The following is a 15,322-nucleotide window of genomic DNA, read 5'->3' as shown; positions in this document are numbered from 1 at the left end:
CGATTTCTTCGCAGACCGTCGGGACGAGTGGGAGACGGTGGCCACAGCCCTCGCCCGGCATACCCAACGGGTGAAACTGCCCGGGTTCGACGTGGAGGACCTGGAGTCCGCCAGGCGTAACGCCCTCGTCTTCTACGGGGTCGGCGGTATCGGCAAGTCCACCTTCTCGCGAGGTGTCGCGGAGCACCTGGTGGACGGTTCGGCACACGGCGGTGACTGGCCGTCGCTGGACGCCGGGATCGGCCGGGTCGTGCCCGTACGTGTCGACCTGTCCAATGAATCGGGAGGGGACTTCGAGTCGTTGACGCTGGCCCTTCGGCTGGCGGCCTCAGAACTCGGCGAACCCATGCCAGCCTTCGATATCGCCTTCCAACGGTACTGGGAGCGCAACCACCCGGGGGAGCCGCTCGAGGAGTATCTGCGGCGGCGTACCTGGTTCAGCCGGTTTCCCGGCACGCGGTCGCTGTCGGGCCAGATGCAGTCGGCACTGTCCGATATCGCGCAAGCGGTGGCCCTGCCGGGTACTGCGGGCGCAGTCATCGGGCAGAGTGTCGGCGCCGTCGTCCGGGCCCTGCGCGAACACCGGCAGCAGGTACGCGCACTCGCGGAATGCCGTCGCCTGGCCGACCTGCTGGAGGCCGACCCCGACCTCGAGGCCCTGAGCTACTACTCACACTTGCTCGCCTGGGACCTCAGCCGGGTGCCGGAGAAAAAGCGGGCCACGCTCGTCGTCCTGCTGGACACCTTCGAGGATGTCGGCGACCGAGTCCACCGTGATCTGGAACGGTTGATCCAGCGCATGGTGTGGCTCATGCCGAATGTCCTGTTCGTCATCACCGGTCGCAATCGCCTCCAGTGGGACGACCTCAAGCTCGAAGGTCAGCTCGACTGGGCGGGTCCGGAGTGCTGGCCGCTGCTGGTGGGCGGCGCCACCGAGGAACCGCGTCAGCACACGGTCGGCTACCTCTCGGCGGAGGACTGTGAGATCTACCTGCGCGAGCGGCTGACCATTGCCAGCCGACCGTTGATCGACGACCGGACCCGCCACATGATCACGGCGAACTCCCACGGCCTGCCGCTCTATCTGGACCTTGCGGTGATGCGGTTCCTGGATCTTTACCGCCGTAACGACCGTGCCCCGGTGCCCGGTGAGTTCAATCTCGACTTCTCCGCCCTCGTCGCACGTACGTTCCGTGACCTCACTCCGGATGTACGCCGTGTGCTGCGCGCGGTGAGTCTGCTGGATTCCTTCTCGGTCGAACTGGCCACCGCCGCGGCCGGTCTCGATCGCGACGCCCCTGCCCTCGACCTCGTCGAGCGCCCGTTCGTCGACATGGACCCTGGTGCGCCGTGGCGGCACCGGCTGCACGATCTCGTGCGGGAGGCAGTCCGCGAGGCCGACGACACGAGTGAGGACCGGTGGAGCGAGGCGGACTGGAAACGAGCGGCCCGCCGTACGTTCGCCGCCCTCGGCCGCGAAGCGGCGAATGACGACCGGGCTCGCCTCGTGGCTGCCCTGCGTCAGGGGCTGCGTCTGGCCCGCGACTACCAGTTGGACCTGGACTGGCTGGCCGATGCGGCCTTCCGCTACGTGGACGACTTCGTCTGGGAACCCATCGAGCTGCCGGCGCAGGATGACGGCGGCGGCGACGCGATCAGTACGCCGGCCGAGGCCCTGGCCGTGTCGCTGTCGGCCATCGCCCAACGGCAGCGCGAACACCGTGGTCGCACGGCGGAGCGCCTGCGCTCGGTTCTCGACTCCGGGCAGCTCCCCGACCGGCTGCTGGAGCTGCCGCGATACTTCCTCGCGGAATGCGATCGTGATCTGGGGAACTTCGACGCGTCGCTGGACGGGATGCGTCAGGTCGCCGACGACGGAGGCCGCCTCGCACCCACGGCGGCACGAGGTCTGGTGCACCTTGCCCGCCGGGTCGGCCGCTTCGAGCGCGTACGTGTCGCAGTCGAGGCCCTGGGACCGGAAGGCCGAGCCGACCGGGCCCGTGGTGACCTCTGGTGGACGCAGGGCAACATCGGACCCGCATGCTCCGCCTACGCCGCTGGACGAGACGAAGCACTCCACCTCGACCAACCGGGCGAAGCAGCGCTCGCCCAGGCATGCCTGGCCTTCGCCGCGGCCTTCCAGGATCGCCCCCGCGCAGCTGAGCAGATCGCCCGTGCTGAGGACATGCTCGGCGGTGTCTCGATCCGTTGGGCGGAGATCCAGACGTCCATCGCCACACTCGTACGGGACGCCGGTGTCGCCGCGGATCTCCCGCAGCGCGCCGAGGACACCGCCTCTCGCGCTCGGGAAGCGGGACTCACCTCCTCCATCGCCTACATCCGCCTCGCGGTCTGCCTCCACTTCCTGGTCCTCGGGCGCCTCGACCTGCTGGATGAGGCGAGGGAGCGGTTGCGAGAGTGCGTACGGGGAGAAGAGTTCGCCTATCTTGCGGAACTCTCCTACCTGATGGCCGACGAGGTGCCGTCGGCCGATCTACCCTGCGCGCAGTGGCTGGACGGGCAGGCTGCCGTGCAGGCACGCTGGGTGGCGATCGTCGAAGACCGGCGCCGGGAGGCTGCCGCGATCAGAGGAGAATGAACAGGTGGCGAAATACACCACGCTGGAACAGATCGACCTGCCGGCCGTGGCAGACCGCTATGGGCTCAAGGAATCGCGGCTCGCGCCGCTGGCGGGCGGCGCGGCCAACTCCAGTTTCCGCCTCTCCAGCGCCACTGGTGAATTCGTCCTTACCATCCTCGACAACCACGACACGGCGAGCGCCGAGAGCCTGGCGGCTCACACCCAGGCCCTGTTCCTCCTGGGTGTCCCAACAAGTGCGGTCGTGCAGGCCCCCGACGGCTCACTGATCACGCACTTCGACGACCGCCCGGTGATTCTCAAGGCGTGGGCCGACGGAAGGGTGGTGCAGCCTTTGCCGGTCACCCTTCTGCCCGAAGCGGGACGCATCCTTGCCCAACTGCACGCGCTCCCTGCCCAGTCAGCTGGCCTCACCGACATCCCCGTCGGGACCCGCCGCCTCTCGTCCGACCACGAGGCCCTCATCCCGGACCTCCCCGACAGGAAATTCGCCGCCTGGCTCACCGATCAGCTCAGCCGCATCCACCGGGCCGAAGCAGCGAGCAGCCGCCCGCGCACTGTCACGCACGGGGACCTCTTCGACGACAACATCATCGTGCGGATTGACGGCAGCCTCACCGTCCTCGACTGGGAGACCATCTCCCTCGACGACCCGCTGCTCGATCTCGGCATGGCGGCGGTGGGCTTGGCCCAGGAACACGGCGCACTGTCACCGGAGCGCGTGAAGGCCCTGGTCTCCGGCTACGAGCAGATCGCCCCCCTGTCGGAGGAGGACGTGGCCGCGCTCCCCGGGGAGATCATCCACGCGGCGCTCATCATCGCCTTTCACCGCTACTACCGGCACCACGTGCGCTTCCCGGACCCGAGCAAGGCCACGTACTACCTGGAGATGATCCGGTTCGTGGAGTCGGTGGAGGGCGTTGCTCGGGTGCTTGGCTGACGGGAGCGGGGCAGGGTGAGCGGGTCCGGCAACGGTTCCGCAGGCAGACAACGCCCATCCGTCGGCTGGTGAACGCGGCCTCCGGCGAGCTCGCACCCGAAGTCGCGGACACCCGTGGACGCTCCCTCGCCGCAACACCGGCACAGCTCGCTCCGGATGGCGTGACCCGCCGCGGTGGTGGCGGCCTTCGCTCTCACCGATCGGATCAGAGCTGTTGCAGACGAACCGACTCGATGAACCCGGCCCATGCGTCTCGCTGTACGGCGATGTGGCGACCGTTCGGCCGCTTCGAGTCGCGTATGCCTACGGTGGCGTGCAAGTCGGCGATCTCGATGCATTCGCCGCCCGTGCCATTGCTGTAACTGCTCTTCCGCCACTGCGGGGAAGTGGGAGGTTGGGTCATCAGTAGTGCTCCTTGAGGATTTCGTGGATCAATGAGCTCGAACGCTCGGGGCCGAGGGCCAGCGCCCTGAGATGGTCGAACGCCTTCGTGTACAGGCTGACATCCTCGGCGCTTTCGAGGTAGACCGAGTCGGTCAGCCCTTCGCGGTAGACGACGTCCGGGTCCTCCTGCTCGGGGAAGCCCAGGATGGTGAATGGGCCTGTCGCCGGGTAGGCGCCGGAATCGTACGGCAGGACCTGCACGGTCACGTTCCGCAGACCTGCGAGATCCACGATGCGTTCAAGCTGTTCGGCCATGACCGATCGGCTACCGACGATGTGCCTGAGAGTGCTCTCGTGGATCACGGTCCAGAAATCCGGTGGAGCCTCGGCCGTGAGCAGTCGCTGCCTGCGCATGCGCACTTCGACCAGCTGCTGGATCTCTTCGTGGGACCGGTCGGCGGACGCACGGCTCAGCTCCGCCGCGTACTCCGGTGTCTGGAGTAGTCCGGGGATGAACTCTCCCTGATAGCTGCGTAGGCCGGAGGCGGCCTGTTCGAGGCCTACGTAGACCGAGAACCACGAGGGAATGGCGTTACCGTGCGCGTGCCACCAGCCCTTGGTCTTGGACTCCTTCGCGAAGGACCGCAACAGGTCCCGCAGCTCGGCGGACGTGTCGTAGAAGCGGCAGAGCGCGTCCACATCCGAAGGCTGTACACGCCCTTGGCCGGTCTCCAAGCGATTGATCTTGGAGCCGCTCCAGTCGAGTTCCTTTCCGACCTGGTTGCAGGTCAGGCCACTCTCTTCGCGCAGCTTCTTCAGCTCGATCGCCAGACGTCGGCGGCGGGCAGTGGGCGAACCGGCCACTTCAACACCTCTTCGAGTAACGGGAGTTACATCCCATCGGAAGCGACGGCGATCGACAATCACCCTAAGGAGGGAATCTCGCCGTGCACATTGCATGTCGGGACAAGATGTTGGCATTCTCTGACCGGAGACAACCGAGAGTCACTGTGCTTCACAGAAGGTGAAGATGCGGAGGCATCGCCATGCGAAAGGCGTGTGCTCGTGGTGAATGGAAACGACGGCTGCATGACGCGGAAGCCCTGGGAGTTGCCCTTTCTGGCGGAGCCCGAGGAGGTTGCCGCACTGAGACGCATCATGCGGCTGCACCTGCGACTATGGGGCCTCTCGGACGTGGCAGATGCCGCCGAGACCTGCGTGAGCGAACTGGTGGCGAATGTGATCAGACACGTTGGTGCGGGGACGCCAAGCACGCTTGTGGTCGCGATGAACGGCACGCATCTACGGGTCGCACTCCGCGACCCGGACACCCGGGCCCTTCCCACACTTCTGTCCGCCGGCCCCGACGACGAGTCGGGGCGTGGGCTGGCGATGCTGGACGCCGTGTCAGAACGGTGGGGCGTGATTCTCGGCGCGGAGTCCAAGCTCGTCTGGTGCGATCTGGCCACGCCCCTGACTTCGTCCGGCGGCCATGTCGATGACCCGAGGATCGCCAGGAGCGAAGCGTGCCTGACGCTCTACGCGGGTGGTGCGGCGGCGGAGAACCTTGGTGCAGGCCGAGCGGGCGTCGCGTTCCAGGAGGAGGCGGCGATCGAACTGATCGCCGATCTCCTCCACTGGTTGCGCGCGCACGGCCGCGACCCCGACGAGGCGCTGGACCGGGCCCAGACGCACTTCGAGGCCGAGCTCGGCCTGGCCGGATGATCGTGCGGTCACGACTGCAGTGCCTCGTGCAAGAACCCGATCGACGGATCCTCCGGCGGGCCGATCAGCGGAGCGCGGTCGAGCAGACCGTCGTCTCCGACAACAACAGGGACGCGTGGCATGAACAGCGAAACATTGCCCAGCGCAGAGGGCGCCGAGTCTGATCACGAGCGCCCAGTGTGTCCCCGGGGCGTGGGCTGTCGCAGGCTCCGCACGAACTCGGTCCAGGTGCTTCTCTGGACGGCAACTCGGGGCGCGTCGAGTTCGGGCGCGGGGCCGCCGAGGACGAGAAACGTGAGGCGGGGCGAGGTATGGCTCTTGTGGACAATGTTGCAGATCGCTGGGGCGTCATCCTGCGCGGTGACTCCAAGGTCACCTGGTGCGAGCTGGCCACCGGCCCCAGGTCATCAAACGACCCAAGTTGCGAAAGCGGCAGCGCTGTTGGGTCTCTGCGGGTTGGCTGCTATCCCGGCGAACTCGCGGCAGGGGCGACTGAGTCTGGCCGTGGGCAAGGACATGGCGATCGGCCTCATCGCTGACCTACTCCACTGGCTCCGCGCCCATGGGTACGACCCGGACGACGCTTTGGAGAGCGCTCAGGCGCATTTTGAAGCGAGTTGACAGGAGCTGCAGCACGTTCTGGTCCGATGAGTTAATGGGCCAGAACGCGATTGCCCGACCGCTGCAGCCCCTGCATCTTTGCGGGCTGCACGAACCTGGACACCCAGCGCCCTGCGTGCTGCCCACCTGTTGGTGCTCACCGATGGATCAAGGCTTGTACTCGATGCGTGGGATGGCTACGGCCCAGAGTAGATCCCGCAGGCGGATGCACTCGGCCTCGGCTGGCCGCAGTGTCATCGACAGGCCGGCCTCCGCGGCCCCGCTGGCCGCTCCCGCGCGATCGGTGCCGCGATACGCGCTGGCCGGGCGAACCGTGAGTCCGAGCGGGAGACCGCGGCCCGCATTCAAGCCGCCGTTGCGGAGGGCAGACCGCTCAGCCTCTGGTGACGCCACGCCGTCGGCAAGGGGCTCTCCCGCACCCCACCTGTACCGTCGGGTAACTGGCTTACAAGTTAGAGAAGTTGCATTATCTGAAGACCTTCCGCGGATGAGTAGACCTTCCGGTGATCATTGTGCTTGTTCTGATCGGCATAGCCATCGCGGTATGGCTTATTGGGTCAATAATCTTGCGGGGCATCGGCTGGTTCTTCCTCTTTCTTGGCGGGGTCAGCTTGTTTTTCATAGAAGATTACAACAGCGTTGCCGCATATGGATATCCTGGGGCATTCCTCTCCATTGGCATCCTTTCATGGCTCGTTGGTCACTGGATCTTTGCGCAAAAAAGGCACTATTGCAATTCCGATATCGCCCGGCGTTTCTGGGGATGGCTTGCCGGAGGTCGCTTTGATACGACCCGCAATTATGGATACGTGGTGCATCACGTCGACGAGGATCCGAAGCGCTAGCCTCGATCTTGCATGACGGTCCGTCGGTTCTTCCGGCGGGCCGTTTCGCTGTTGCGGGCTGATGGTGGGAATGCTGGCGGCCCGGCTGTCGCGTCGGGTGGGCGCCGGGTTCTACTGCTCCGGTGGAGTAGTTCTGTTCGTAGGGACTAGAAGACGCTGGCCAGCCAGGGTTAGGCAGGGCTTGGGGCCGTTCGACTGCTGCGGTGATCGCGTCGGTCCAGGGCCAGTGCGCCGCGAGGCGGAGGTAGCGGCGGCGGCCGGTGGTGACCAGTTGGGACACGGCCGGACGAACACACCCGGTCGACGCCCCGCGACCACCTGCGAGATCAGGCCCAAGAGGCAGCCTGTGGCCACCGCGCAGTGCGTTCAATAGTCGGCCAGCGATGCGATACGAGCCACTACTTAACGATCTGTGGTCACTTTTAGGCCAAGTATGATGGAAAACAAGTCACTTATTCTTGTAAAGCGACACGGGTAATCGAAAATGATCCGATAGTCGGAAGTATGTTCGCATGGTTGCGTACAGAGCCTTCTTCGGGCATGTGGACGAGTATCTTCCGGGCGTCCATTTTGAATCAAGGCTAGCTGTCAAGGATGCCAAGCTCCATAAAGAGCGTGAGGCCGGTATCTCTTGGGGTCTTGATGGCGATGGCGAGCGAGCCGCGGATGCGATCGTGCTGAACAAGGGATATGAAGACGATCTCGACAATTGGGACGAGGTCACCTATACAGGTGCTGGCGGTCGGGACCGCAACACTGGTCGGCAGATAGAGGATCAGACCTGGGAGAATCGGGGAAACGAAGGTCTGAGGAGAAGTCGAATATCGGGCAACCCGGTGCGCGTTATCCGTGGCAGTGAGGGAGAGCGAGATTATTCGCCCGTCAGCGGCTATCGGTATGACGGCCTCTATCAGATCGTTAATGAGTGGACTGAAGTAGGCAAGGCCGGCTTTCGCATCTGTCGGTTTAAGCTGCGCCGACTCCCTGTTGAGACGCAAGAGCTCACACCCGTTGAGCAACAGGTCCGTGAAAGTCTCGATCGTCAAGAGCAAGCCGCGGTCGGTGAAGGCGGTGCTGATGGTCCCGAGTTGGCCACACGGCGGCGTGCATCTACGGTTGAACGCATCGTCCGCGACACTGCGGTTGTTCGTCGAGTCAAAGAGTGGCACGAATACACGTGCCAGGTCTGTGGTCTCGCGCTGACAGTCGGACCAGAGGGCAAGAGCTATGCCGAAGGAGCACACATACAAGCGCTCGGGGGTTCAGCTGGGGGCCCCGATGTCGAAGGAAATGTCTTGTGTCTGTGCCCCAACTGCCATGTGCGGCTTGATCGTGGCGCTCTCTATCTGACCGACAATCTCCACGTTGTGGATCGCTACGCGGAAGGTTTGACCTCGCTACCTGTTCCATTGCGGACCGTAGAGCGACACCGTGTGGGGGAACGATTCCTGCGAGCACATCGTCGCTTCTGGCGTATAAGCGATCCGAATCACTAACCCGCAGCAATTGTTGAGTAGGTCCATACATCAGCCGGAATCTCATGGCGGAGCTTCCACAAGATGCCCATGGGCTTACTGCCCTTGTGTTCGACGTACTCGGCGGGGCCAAGAAGCATCCAAGGCTGCGGCCCGCCGATGTCCGTCTTCTTGTAGCGGCGGACGAAGAGTAGGACGTGGCTGCCCTTCTCCTTGTGGGTCTGGTACCGGATGCCGGTGGGGGATGTCTCCGCAGTCTGGTTCTGGGATTCCCAGTGGAACAGGGACTCGTTCAGGGCGTAGTCCTTGTAGCGAGTCTCTGGCGAGAAGTCCTTCTCGTCCTTTTCGAGGGTGATGAGTAGTGCGTCAGTCTGGATGTTTTCGCACCACTTCACACCTTCGCGGAAGTGTCCCGGCATGAAGCCGCCCACGTAGGACTGCCCCAGGGCGGGGAGGATCTCTTCGCGGCTGTACGAGGCGTGGACGGTCAGCGGCAGGTTTGCATGCCCACCGAGCAGCGGGACGGGTACGTGGTCGGCCTGGCCCAGTACGTGAGCGAGGACCTGGCGGACCTCGTCGCGGAAGGCGTGCTGAGGGCGAAGGGTGTCGAAGCCCTCCTGGTAGCTGTTGAAGTCGCCGCCCAATGGCCACAGTGAGAAGAAGAACATGCGGGCGAATGCCTGTTCCTGCTCGCTGAGATCGTCGTACGTAGGGGCGTCGTCAGCGAGGAGCTTTCTGTACGCGGCGACTCGGAGCGGGTCATCGACGTGAAGGAACGCCGATACGCGCTTTAGCAGCGAAGCTTCTCCCTCCGGCCCGGTCTCGGGGAGGAGCTTGGCCCGGCGGAGTAGCCCCGTCCATGAGTTCCCGTTGCCCCGGTAGAGCTCCTTGAGCTCGCGACCGCTCTCCTTGAGGTAAAGGGCGAGCCGAGGTTCGGCGTAGTCGGCGACCTCGCGTGCAAGCTGGGTGACGTTGACGCTGATCTGGCTGCGGATGTTGTCAATGATCAGGTCCTTGGCCTTCGACTCAAGGATGATCTGACAGCCAGAAGGCAACTGTGGGAAGTCATGCTCGATGTTGGCCAGTAGGCGATTGCGAGTGAGGTTGGTCAGTGCGCGGAACTGCTCCTCGAAGCGGAACTCCTTGCGGTGCTGACCGATGAAGTCCAGGACAGTGAGGACGGCTTTGTCCTCGGTCCGACGCAGGCCTCGTCCCAGCTGCTGGAGGAAAACTGTGGCGCTGGAGGTAGGGCGCAGGAGGAGCAGGGTGTCGACGTCAGGGATGTCGAGACCCTCGTTGAACAGGTCGACAGAGAAGATGATCTGGAGCGCGCCTGCCTTGAGCTGATCCAGGGCATCCTTGCGCTCATGGCGTGAGGTCTCGCCGGACAGGGCGACCGCGTTGAGGCCGGCTCGACGGAAGAAGTCGGCCATGAAGATGGCGTGCGCGACTGAGACGCAGAAGCCCAAAGCGCGCATCGAGCCCGGGTCGGCAATCTTGTCCTTCACGGCTTGCACGACGAGCCTGGCCCGAGCGTCATTGCCAGTGAAGAGATTACTGAGGGCCGTGGCGTCGTACGACCCCCGCTTCCAGGAGATGGCGCTCATGTCGGTGTTGTCGGTGACGCCGAAGTAGTGGAATGGACTGAGCAGGTCGTTCTCCAGGGCTTCCCAGAGACGCATTTCTGCAGCGATCCGGCCCTCAAAGAACTCGTCCTGGATGTTCAGTCCATCCATGCGTTCTGGGGTAGCAGTGAGTCCCAGCAGTTCCTTTGGCTCGAAGTGATCCAGAATCCGGCGGTACGTGGGGGACGTGCCGTGATGGAACTCGTCGATCACGATGACGTCAAAGTGGTCGGGAGTAAAGCGGTCCAGTGCACGGGAGTTGAGCGACTGGACGCTGGCGAACACATGCGTCCAGTTGTCAGGGATATCCCCACCGACGCAGAGCTCGCCGAAGTTCGCGTCAGTCAGCACGTTCTGGTAGACGCGCAGAGACTGTTCCAGGATCTCCTTGCGATGGGCGACGAAGAGCAGCCGCGGGTCATGGCCCAGCGTCCGCCGCAGGCGCTTGAAGTCCAGAGCTGCCATCACGGTCTTACCTGTGCCAGTCGCGGCGACGAGGAGGTTGCGGTGCCGATCGTGGACGGTGCGCTCCACTTCGAGACGTTCCAGCATGTCGCGCTGGTGTGGATAGGGGCGGACTTCAAGTCCGGAGAGCGTGATGGTGGTGCTGCCGTTTTTGCTGGATCCGCCAGCGTGAGACAGCGCATCGTCCAGTCGTTGCGCGTCGATGTCGGGGTCGTATGGCTCGAAGGAGCGCTCACTCCAATACGCGTCGAACGTTGCCTCGAACTTGCGGAGGACGGATGGTGTGGCGACCGACGACAGCCGAACGTTCCATTCGAGCCCGTCAAGAAGCGCGGCCTTGGACAGGTTCGAGCTGCCGACGTACGCCGTGTCGAAGCCGCTCTCGCGACGGAAGAGCCAGGCCTTGGCGTGAAGGCGTGTTGAGCGGAGTTCGTAATTGACCTTCACCTCGGCACCGAACTCGCGGACGAGGCGATCCAGCGCGCGACGCTCCGTGGCTCCGATGTAGGTCGTTGTCAACACGCGGATGGGTACGCCGCGATCGCGTGCGGAGGAGAGCGACTGCTCAAGGACTCGGAGTCCGTGCCACTTCACAAAGGCACAGAGGAGATCAACACGGTCCGCCGTGGCCAACTCGGCGCGCAGCTCAAAGCCCAGGCTCGGGTCGTCGGGCGAGTTGGTTATCAATGCTGTCTCGGAGAGGGGTGTGGCTGGGCGAATTGCGTAGACGCCAGGAGCTTCTTGCTCCGCGACTGCCAGCAACTGTCGAGGGCCCTCGATGACGAGATCGACCCACTCGGTCGCACCTTCGATGGTGTTGAGTGAATCCAGGATGTGGTTGGCGGCGACCACCTGCTCTGCAGGTGAGAGGCCCTCGAGGACCCGCCGTACGACGCTCCCGATGTGGCGTGACAGCACGTGAGGTGCAGATTCAGGGCCGACCATTTCATCGATGGAGCGCCAGCCCGTGGAGTCGAGTTGCTTCATACGCTCTTCGAGACGATGGGTGATCAGTGTCTCGTAGAGCCCGGCAACCGGAGCTGCTTCGCCTGCAAAGTCGTTGGGCATCGCCGAGTCCCCCTCATCTCGTCAGCTATGCATGCAGTTCTATCAAGCGGGGCTGACAGAGCCGCTCTCGCATACGCCTGCCCGTGTTGGGGGGGAGGGTCTTCAGAAGGGCGTCGTGATCAACTCAAGGTAACTTCCATCGGCGTCGAGGATGCAGCCGAGGCGGTCGTTCCCGATGCCACCGAAGCGTCCTCGCCCGGCTGCCCCCGCTCCGGCCTGGAAGGGTGTGCTTCTTCGCCGCCCTCAAATCTGGGATCGGCGCCATCCTCTGCCCAATCGGGAAGCGGCCCGGTCCGACGTCTTCCGCTTCCTGGCAGTGCACTGCAACCGTCGACGGCCGCACCCCACGCTCGGCTGCCGAAACCCGCACGAAGCGCCTCAAGTAGAGTCACGACATCGCCCTCGCAGCGTAGGGATCGAGTGTCCACTCCGCTGGGGGAGCTTCACCTGGTGGAAACACCACACTTGAAGGAACCACCGCACATGAGCGACAACCGCACCATCACCAACGCTGCCGGGCTGCACGACCCCACCCCGTTCGGTTACAGCCACGCCGCTTCCGCACCCGGCGAGCTGGTGTTCATCGGTGGGCAGTACGCCTCCGACGACACCGGGCAGGTCGTGCCCGGTGACTTCGCCGCACAGGTCGAGCGGTCCTTCGGCAACCTGCGCATCGCGCTCGCCGGTGTCGGTCTTGGCTTCGAACATGTCGTACGGCTCGGCACGTACATCGTCGACCATGACCTGGAGAAGCTGGAGATCCTCGGCAAGGCGCTGCACGGCGCCTGGGCCGACCGGCTGCCCGCCCAGACGCTCAGCGGGGTCGCTTCGCTCGCGCTGCCCGGGATGCTCTTCGAGATCGACGCGGTTGCGGTCCGTCCGGCCGAGGGACCCGAAAGCTAGGAGCGGGGGTCGGTAACGGGCAACCGCCTTGCCGGGCTCGGTCCGCAGCTTGCGGGCCATGCGTTTCTTGAGCTGCCCGCACGCGTGTCTCACACTTTGCGGCTCTTCAGCGGAGCGAAGCCTGAGCAGTTCCTACGGAGTTGATGGCTTCGGGCCCCTTACGGCTTCGCCGATTTCGGATGGCCAAGTGGGCCTGTATCGGGCAACGTAATCGGCGAAGTCCTCGCACAGGTACTGCGGATCACACGGCTTCAGCCGTATCTGCTGGTGACCTGTGTGCACCCACCAGACCTCGAAGTCGGTCACAGTCCCCTCGACAGGCCAGTTTTCGCTTCGCCTGCGAGGCAGAAGCGTGACGTCGACGAACCCTTCGACACTGAGGCCGATGTCCACGAAGACACCGATCACCCCGGGCTTGGGCACCCGGACGACTGTGCCCGTGAAGACCTGACCGAAGCGCAGATCACCTTGAACCCGCTCCCACTCGGCCTCCGTCACCATTCACGCATCCTCGCACGAGTACCGGCCCGGACAGGAGGGCCCGGTGCGAGCTTCAGCTCGCGCCGGGCCCCACATCTGAATTCGCCAACAGCGTCAGAGTCTGCCGGGGCGGCTCGGAGGGCGGAAGGTGTGTTGCCCGGGGCGGTTTGCCGCGGTCAGGGGGTCAGACGGTAGGCATGCTGGATGAAGGAGGCGACGGGGGAGGGGCCGCGGTCGGTGTGGGGCGGCGCGGCGGGGATCGGTGCTCCGGGCACCCGAGCCGTCGCCCGGCGCGCCTCTGGCGGACCGCGTCCCTCGGATCTCGGCGCTCTCTCAGGCCTCGCCCGCCGTGCTCCGTACGTAGCCGAGCCCCGGGCGGTCGCCCAGCAGGAGTTCTTGGCCTGTGGGGACGAAGCCTGCGCGGGTCAGGACCGTGCGGGAGGCCGTGTTGTCGAGGGCGGCTGCCGCGCGCAGGGTGGTCAGGCCGTACTCCGTGGCCGCCAGGGTGCAGAGTCGGCGGACGGCGGCCGTGGCCAGGCCGCGGTGGGTGGCCCTTTCGGCCATGCGGAAGCCGAGTTCGGCGGAGCCGTCCGCCACGTCGAACAGGTTGAACCGGCCCAGGATCGCGCCGTCGCCGTTGGGACCGGTGTCCACCAGTACGTGGAAGTGGCAGGTTCCCGCGGCCTGTTCGGCGAGCAGGGCGGCGTGGCGGGCGGCGAAATGGGCGAAGTAGTCGTCGCCACGGTCCGGTACCGAGGCGGCGAAGAAGGCGCGGTTCTCCTGCTCGAACGCGAGCAGGGCCGGGGCGTGGTCGGCGCGGAGGCGTTGGAGTTCGGGCATGGCAGAACCTTATGGACTCCGGGGGTGGGGCGGAGGACGGTGAGGAGCGGTGCGGTGTGCGGTGTGGTGCGGTGAGGGCCGGGGCACGCACGTGTGTGTTCGGAGTCGGCCCGGTGTGAGTGGAGGGCGGGTACGGCGGTGCGCCGCCTCTGGGGGCCGGGCGTGGGGATACCGCGGTCGCGACAACGTGACACTCAGGGGCCGATGTGTCACGTTCGCAATCACCCCCCACCCCACCGGCCGCCCGGTGACCGTCCCGCTCCTGCCCCTTCGTCGTGGCTGTGCGGTCACGTCCTGCGGTACGGAGACGGCCCCGGCCGGACCGGGGACGTCTCCGTACCGGCGGTCACGCCGCGCCGTGGCACTCCTGGTACGTCCGTCCCGAGCCGCACCAGCAGGCGGCGGTCCGGGCCGGGGGCCAGGGGACGGCGCGGCCGCGGGCGGCGAGGGTGGTGGCGTACTGGGGGAGGAGGTCCGGGTCGGCGGGGGACGTGGCCTCCGAGGCGGCGAAGGCCTCGTACGACGGGACCGTGCCGGTCACGATGCCGAGGTTCGGGGTGCCGGCCTGGTGGAGGTCCCGGAGGGCGGCCTCCAGGCGGGCCAGGTGGTCGGGGCGGGAGGAGTACTCGCTGCGCAGGTTCGGGTACGCGGTGAGGAGTTCGTCGAACTCGGCGGCCGGCCAGTGCAGCACCGCCACCGGGAACGGGCGGGACAGCGCGGTGCGGTACGTGCCCAGTTCGGCGCGGAGGCGGGTGATCTCGGCCCGGAGCTCGCCCGGGTCCGAGGAGCCCAGCGCCCACAGGCGTTTCGGGTCGTGCAGCTCGTCCAGCGGGACGGCGGCCGTGTGGACGGCGTCGGCCAGCTCGTCCCAGACATCGTGGCCGGCGCCCATCAGTCTGCGCACACGGTGGCGGCCGATCAGCAGCGACTGCACGGCGTACGGGACCTCCTCGCCCGGCGTCAGGAGGAGCGTCAGCGCGGTCGTGAAGCAGTCGTGCGCCGCTTCCAGCTCGTCGTGCGATTCGAAGGTCTCGGCCGCGATCTCCCAGGGTGCCGGGTCGAGCGGACCCGCGGCCCGGATGCCGTCGAGGATCGCGCGGGCCTCGGCCTCGTGGCCGTACTCCCACAGGTTGGCCGCGTTCAGGGCCTTGACCAGGTGCGGGTGGTCGAGGTCGGGGGAGCCGAGCAGCTCGTCGTAGAGGGTGGTGGCGCGGGCGCGGTCACCGGCGAGCTCCAGATGGGCCGCGGCCTGGAGGAGCAGCGGCTCACGGTCCTCGGGGTACTGCGCCGCGGTGCGCAGCAGGCGCTCGGCTTCGGTGGTGTGATCAGCAGGCGTGTCGGGGCGCATGAAC

The 15,322-nt window shown here is 65.7% G+C and carries 12 protein-coding genes; 6 read left to right on the top strand and 6 right to left on the bottom strand.

Annotated elements, in window-relative coordinates:
- Positions 1-37: 37 nt before the first annotated feature.
- A complete protein-coding gene (locus ACFVV1_RS11025) occupies positions 38-2,599 on the top strand; it encodes an ATP/GTP-binding protein (protein WP_389987822.1) in 2,562 nt (853 codons plus the stop codon).
- Between the two features lie 4 nt (positions 2,600-2,603).
- Positions 2,604-3,539 (top strand): phosphotransferase, encoded by a 936-nt coding sequence (locus ACFVV1_RS11020; protein ID WP_389987819.1) that lies wholly within the window; start codon positions 2,604-2,606, stop codon positions 3,537-3,539.
- 205 nt (positions 3,540-3,744) lie between these two features.
- Here ACFVV1_RS11020 and ACFVV1_RS11015 read toward each other — a convergent pair whose 3' ends face one another.
- Both ACFVV1_RS11015 and ACFVV1_RS11010 read right to left on the bottom strand, forming a co-directional pair.
- Positions 3,745-3,942 (bottom strand): DUF397 domain-containing protein, encoded by a 198-nt coding sequence (locus ACFVV1_RS11015; RefSeq protein WP_389987816.1) that lies wholly within the window; start codon positions 3,940-3,942, stop codon positions 3,745-3,747.
- A complete protein-coding gene (locus tag ACFVV1_RS11010; RefSeq protein WP_389987813.1) occupies positions 3,942-4,787 on the bottom strand; it encodes a helix-turn-helix domain-containing protein in 846 nt (281 codons plus the stop codon). Before ACFVV1_RS11010 ends, ACFVV1_RS11015 begins: the two co-directional genes overlap by 1 nt.
- A gap of 225 nt (positions 4,788-5,012) precedes the next feature.
- Here ACFVV1_RS11010 and ACFVV1_RS11005 point away from each other — a divergent pair, with 225 nt between their 5' ends.
- The 3 genes from ACFVV1_RS11005 (at position 5,013) to ACFVV1_RS10995 (ending at position 8,610) form a co-directional block, all read left to right on the top strand.
- Positions 5,013-5,648, top strand: a complete 636-nt coding sequence (locus tag ACFVV1_RS11005) for an ATP-binding protein (RefSeq protein ID WP_389987810.1) — start codon at positions 5,013-5,015, stop codon at positions 5,646-5,648.
- Between the two features lie 1,124 nt (positions 5,649-6,772).
- Entirely contained in the window at positions 6,773-7,114 is a 342-nt protein-coding gene (locus tag ACFVV1_RS11000; protein WP_389987807.1) for a hypothetical protein, read from the top strand.
- 512 nt (positions 7,115-7,626) lie between these two features.
- Positions 7,627-8,610 carry a YDG/SRA domain-containing protein gene (locus ACFVV1_RS10995; RefSeq protein WP_389987804.1) on the top strand — a complete coding sequence of 328 codons (984 nt, stop codon included), beginning with the start codon at positions 7,627-7,629 and terminating at the stop codon, positions 8,608-8,610.
- Here ACFVV1_RS10995 and ACFVV1_RS10990 read toward each other — a convergent pair.
- Entirely contained in the window at positions 8,607-11,747 is a 3,141-nt protein-coding gene (locus tag ACFVV1_RS10990; protein ID WP_389987801.1) for a DUF3427 domain-containing protein, read from the bottom strand. The two genes, ACFVV1_RS10995 and ACFVV1_RS10990, sit on opposite strands and share 4 nt — an antisense overlap.
- Before the next feature lie 483 nt (positions 11,748-12,230).
- Here ACFVV1_RS10990 and ACFVV1_RS10985 point away from each other — a divergent pair, with 483 nt between their 5' ends.
- Positions 12,231-12,650: a RidA family protein gene (locus tag ACFVV1_RS10985; RefSeq protein WP_359107231.1), complete on the top strand. Its 420-nt coding sequence runs from the start codon at positions 12,231-12,233 to the stop codon at positions 12,648-12,650.
- 132 nt (positions 12,651-12,782) lie between these two features.
- Here ACFVV1_RS10985 and ACFVV1_RS10980 read toward each other — a convergent pair whose 3' ends face one another.
- The 3 genes from ACFVV1_RS10980 to ACFVV1_RS10970 form a co-directional block, all read right to left on the bottom strand.
- On the bottom strand, positions 12,783-13,151 hold the full coding sequence (locus ACFVV1_RS10980) for a S1 RNA-binding domain-containing protein (protein ID WP_389987798.1): 369 nt from the start codon (positions 13,149-13,151) through the stop codon (positions 12,783-12,785).
- Between the two features lie 312 nt (positions 13,152-13,463).
- Entirely contained in the window at positions 13,464-13,970 is a 507-nt protein-coding gene (locus ACFVV1_RS10975; RefSeq protein ID WP_389987795.1) for a GNAT family N-acetyltransferase, read from the bottom strand.
- A 346-nt stretch (positions 13,971-14,316) separates the two neighbouring features.
- Positions 14,317-15,318, bottom strand: coding sequence for an SEC-C metal-binding domain-containing protein (locus tag ACFVV1_RS10970; protein ID WP_389987793.1), 1,002 nt, complete (start codon positions 15,316-15,318; stop codon positions 14,317-14,319).
- Between the last annotated feature and the right edge of the window lie 4 nt (positions 15,319-15,322).

It is taken from the genome of Streptomyces sp. NPDC058092, assembly GCF_042884935.1.
Taxonomy (GTDB): Bacteria; Actinomycetota; Actinomycetes; order Streptomycetales; family Streptomycetaceae; genus Streptomyces.
This window is presented reverse-complemented; position numbering and strand designations above follow the sequence as displayed.

Excerpts from the sequence above, each read along its gene's own strand:
- ACFVV1_RS11015 (WP_389987816.1), bottom strand. The coding sequence starts at position 3,942 with ATGACCCAACCTCCCACTTCCCCGCAGTGGCGGAAGAGCAGTTACAGC.
- ACFVV1_RS11005 (WP_389987810.1), top strand. The coding sequence starts at position 5,013 with ATGACGCGGAAGCCCTGGGAGTTGCCCTTTCTGGCGGAGCCCGAGGAG.
- ACFVV1_RS10995 (WP_389987804.1), top strand. The coding sequence starts at position 7,627 with ATGGTTGCGTACAGAGCCTTCTTCGGGCATGTGGACGAGTATCTTCCG.
- ACFVV1_RS10990 (WP_389987801.1), bottom strand. The coding sequence starts at position 11,747 with ATGCCCAACGACTTTGCAGGCGAAGCAGCTCCGGTTGCCGGGCTCTAC.
- ACFVV1_RS10985 (WP_359107231.1), top strand. The coding sequence starts at position 12,231 with ATGAGCGACAACCGCACCATCACCAACGCTGCCGGGCTGCACGACCCC.
- ACFVV1_RS10980 (WP_389987798.1), bottom strand. The coding sequence starts at position 13,151 with ATGGTGACGGAGGCCGAGTGGGAGCGGGTTCAAGGTGATCTGCGCTTC.
- ACFVV1_RS10975 (WP_389987795.1), bottom strand. The coding sequence starts at position 13,970 with ATGCCCGAACTCCAACGCCTCCGCGCCGACCACGCCCCGGCCCTGCTC.
- ACFVV1_RS10970 (WP_389987793.1), bottom strand. The coding sequence starts at position 15,318 with ATGCGCCCCGACACGCCTGCTGATCACACCACCGAAGCCGAGCGCCTG.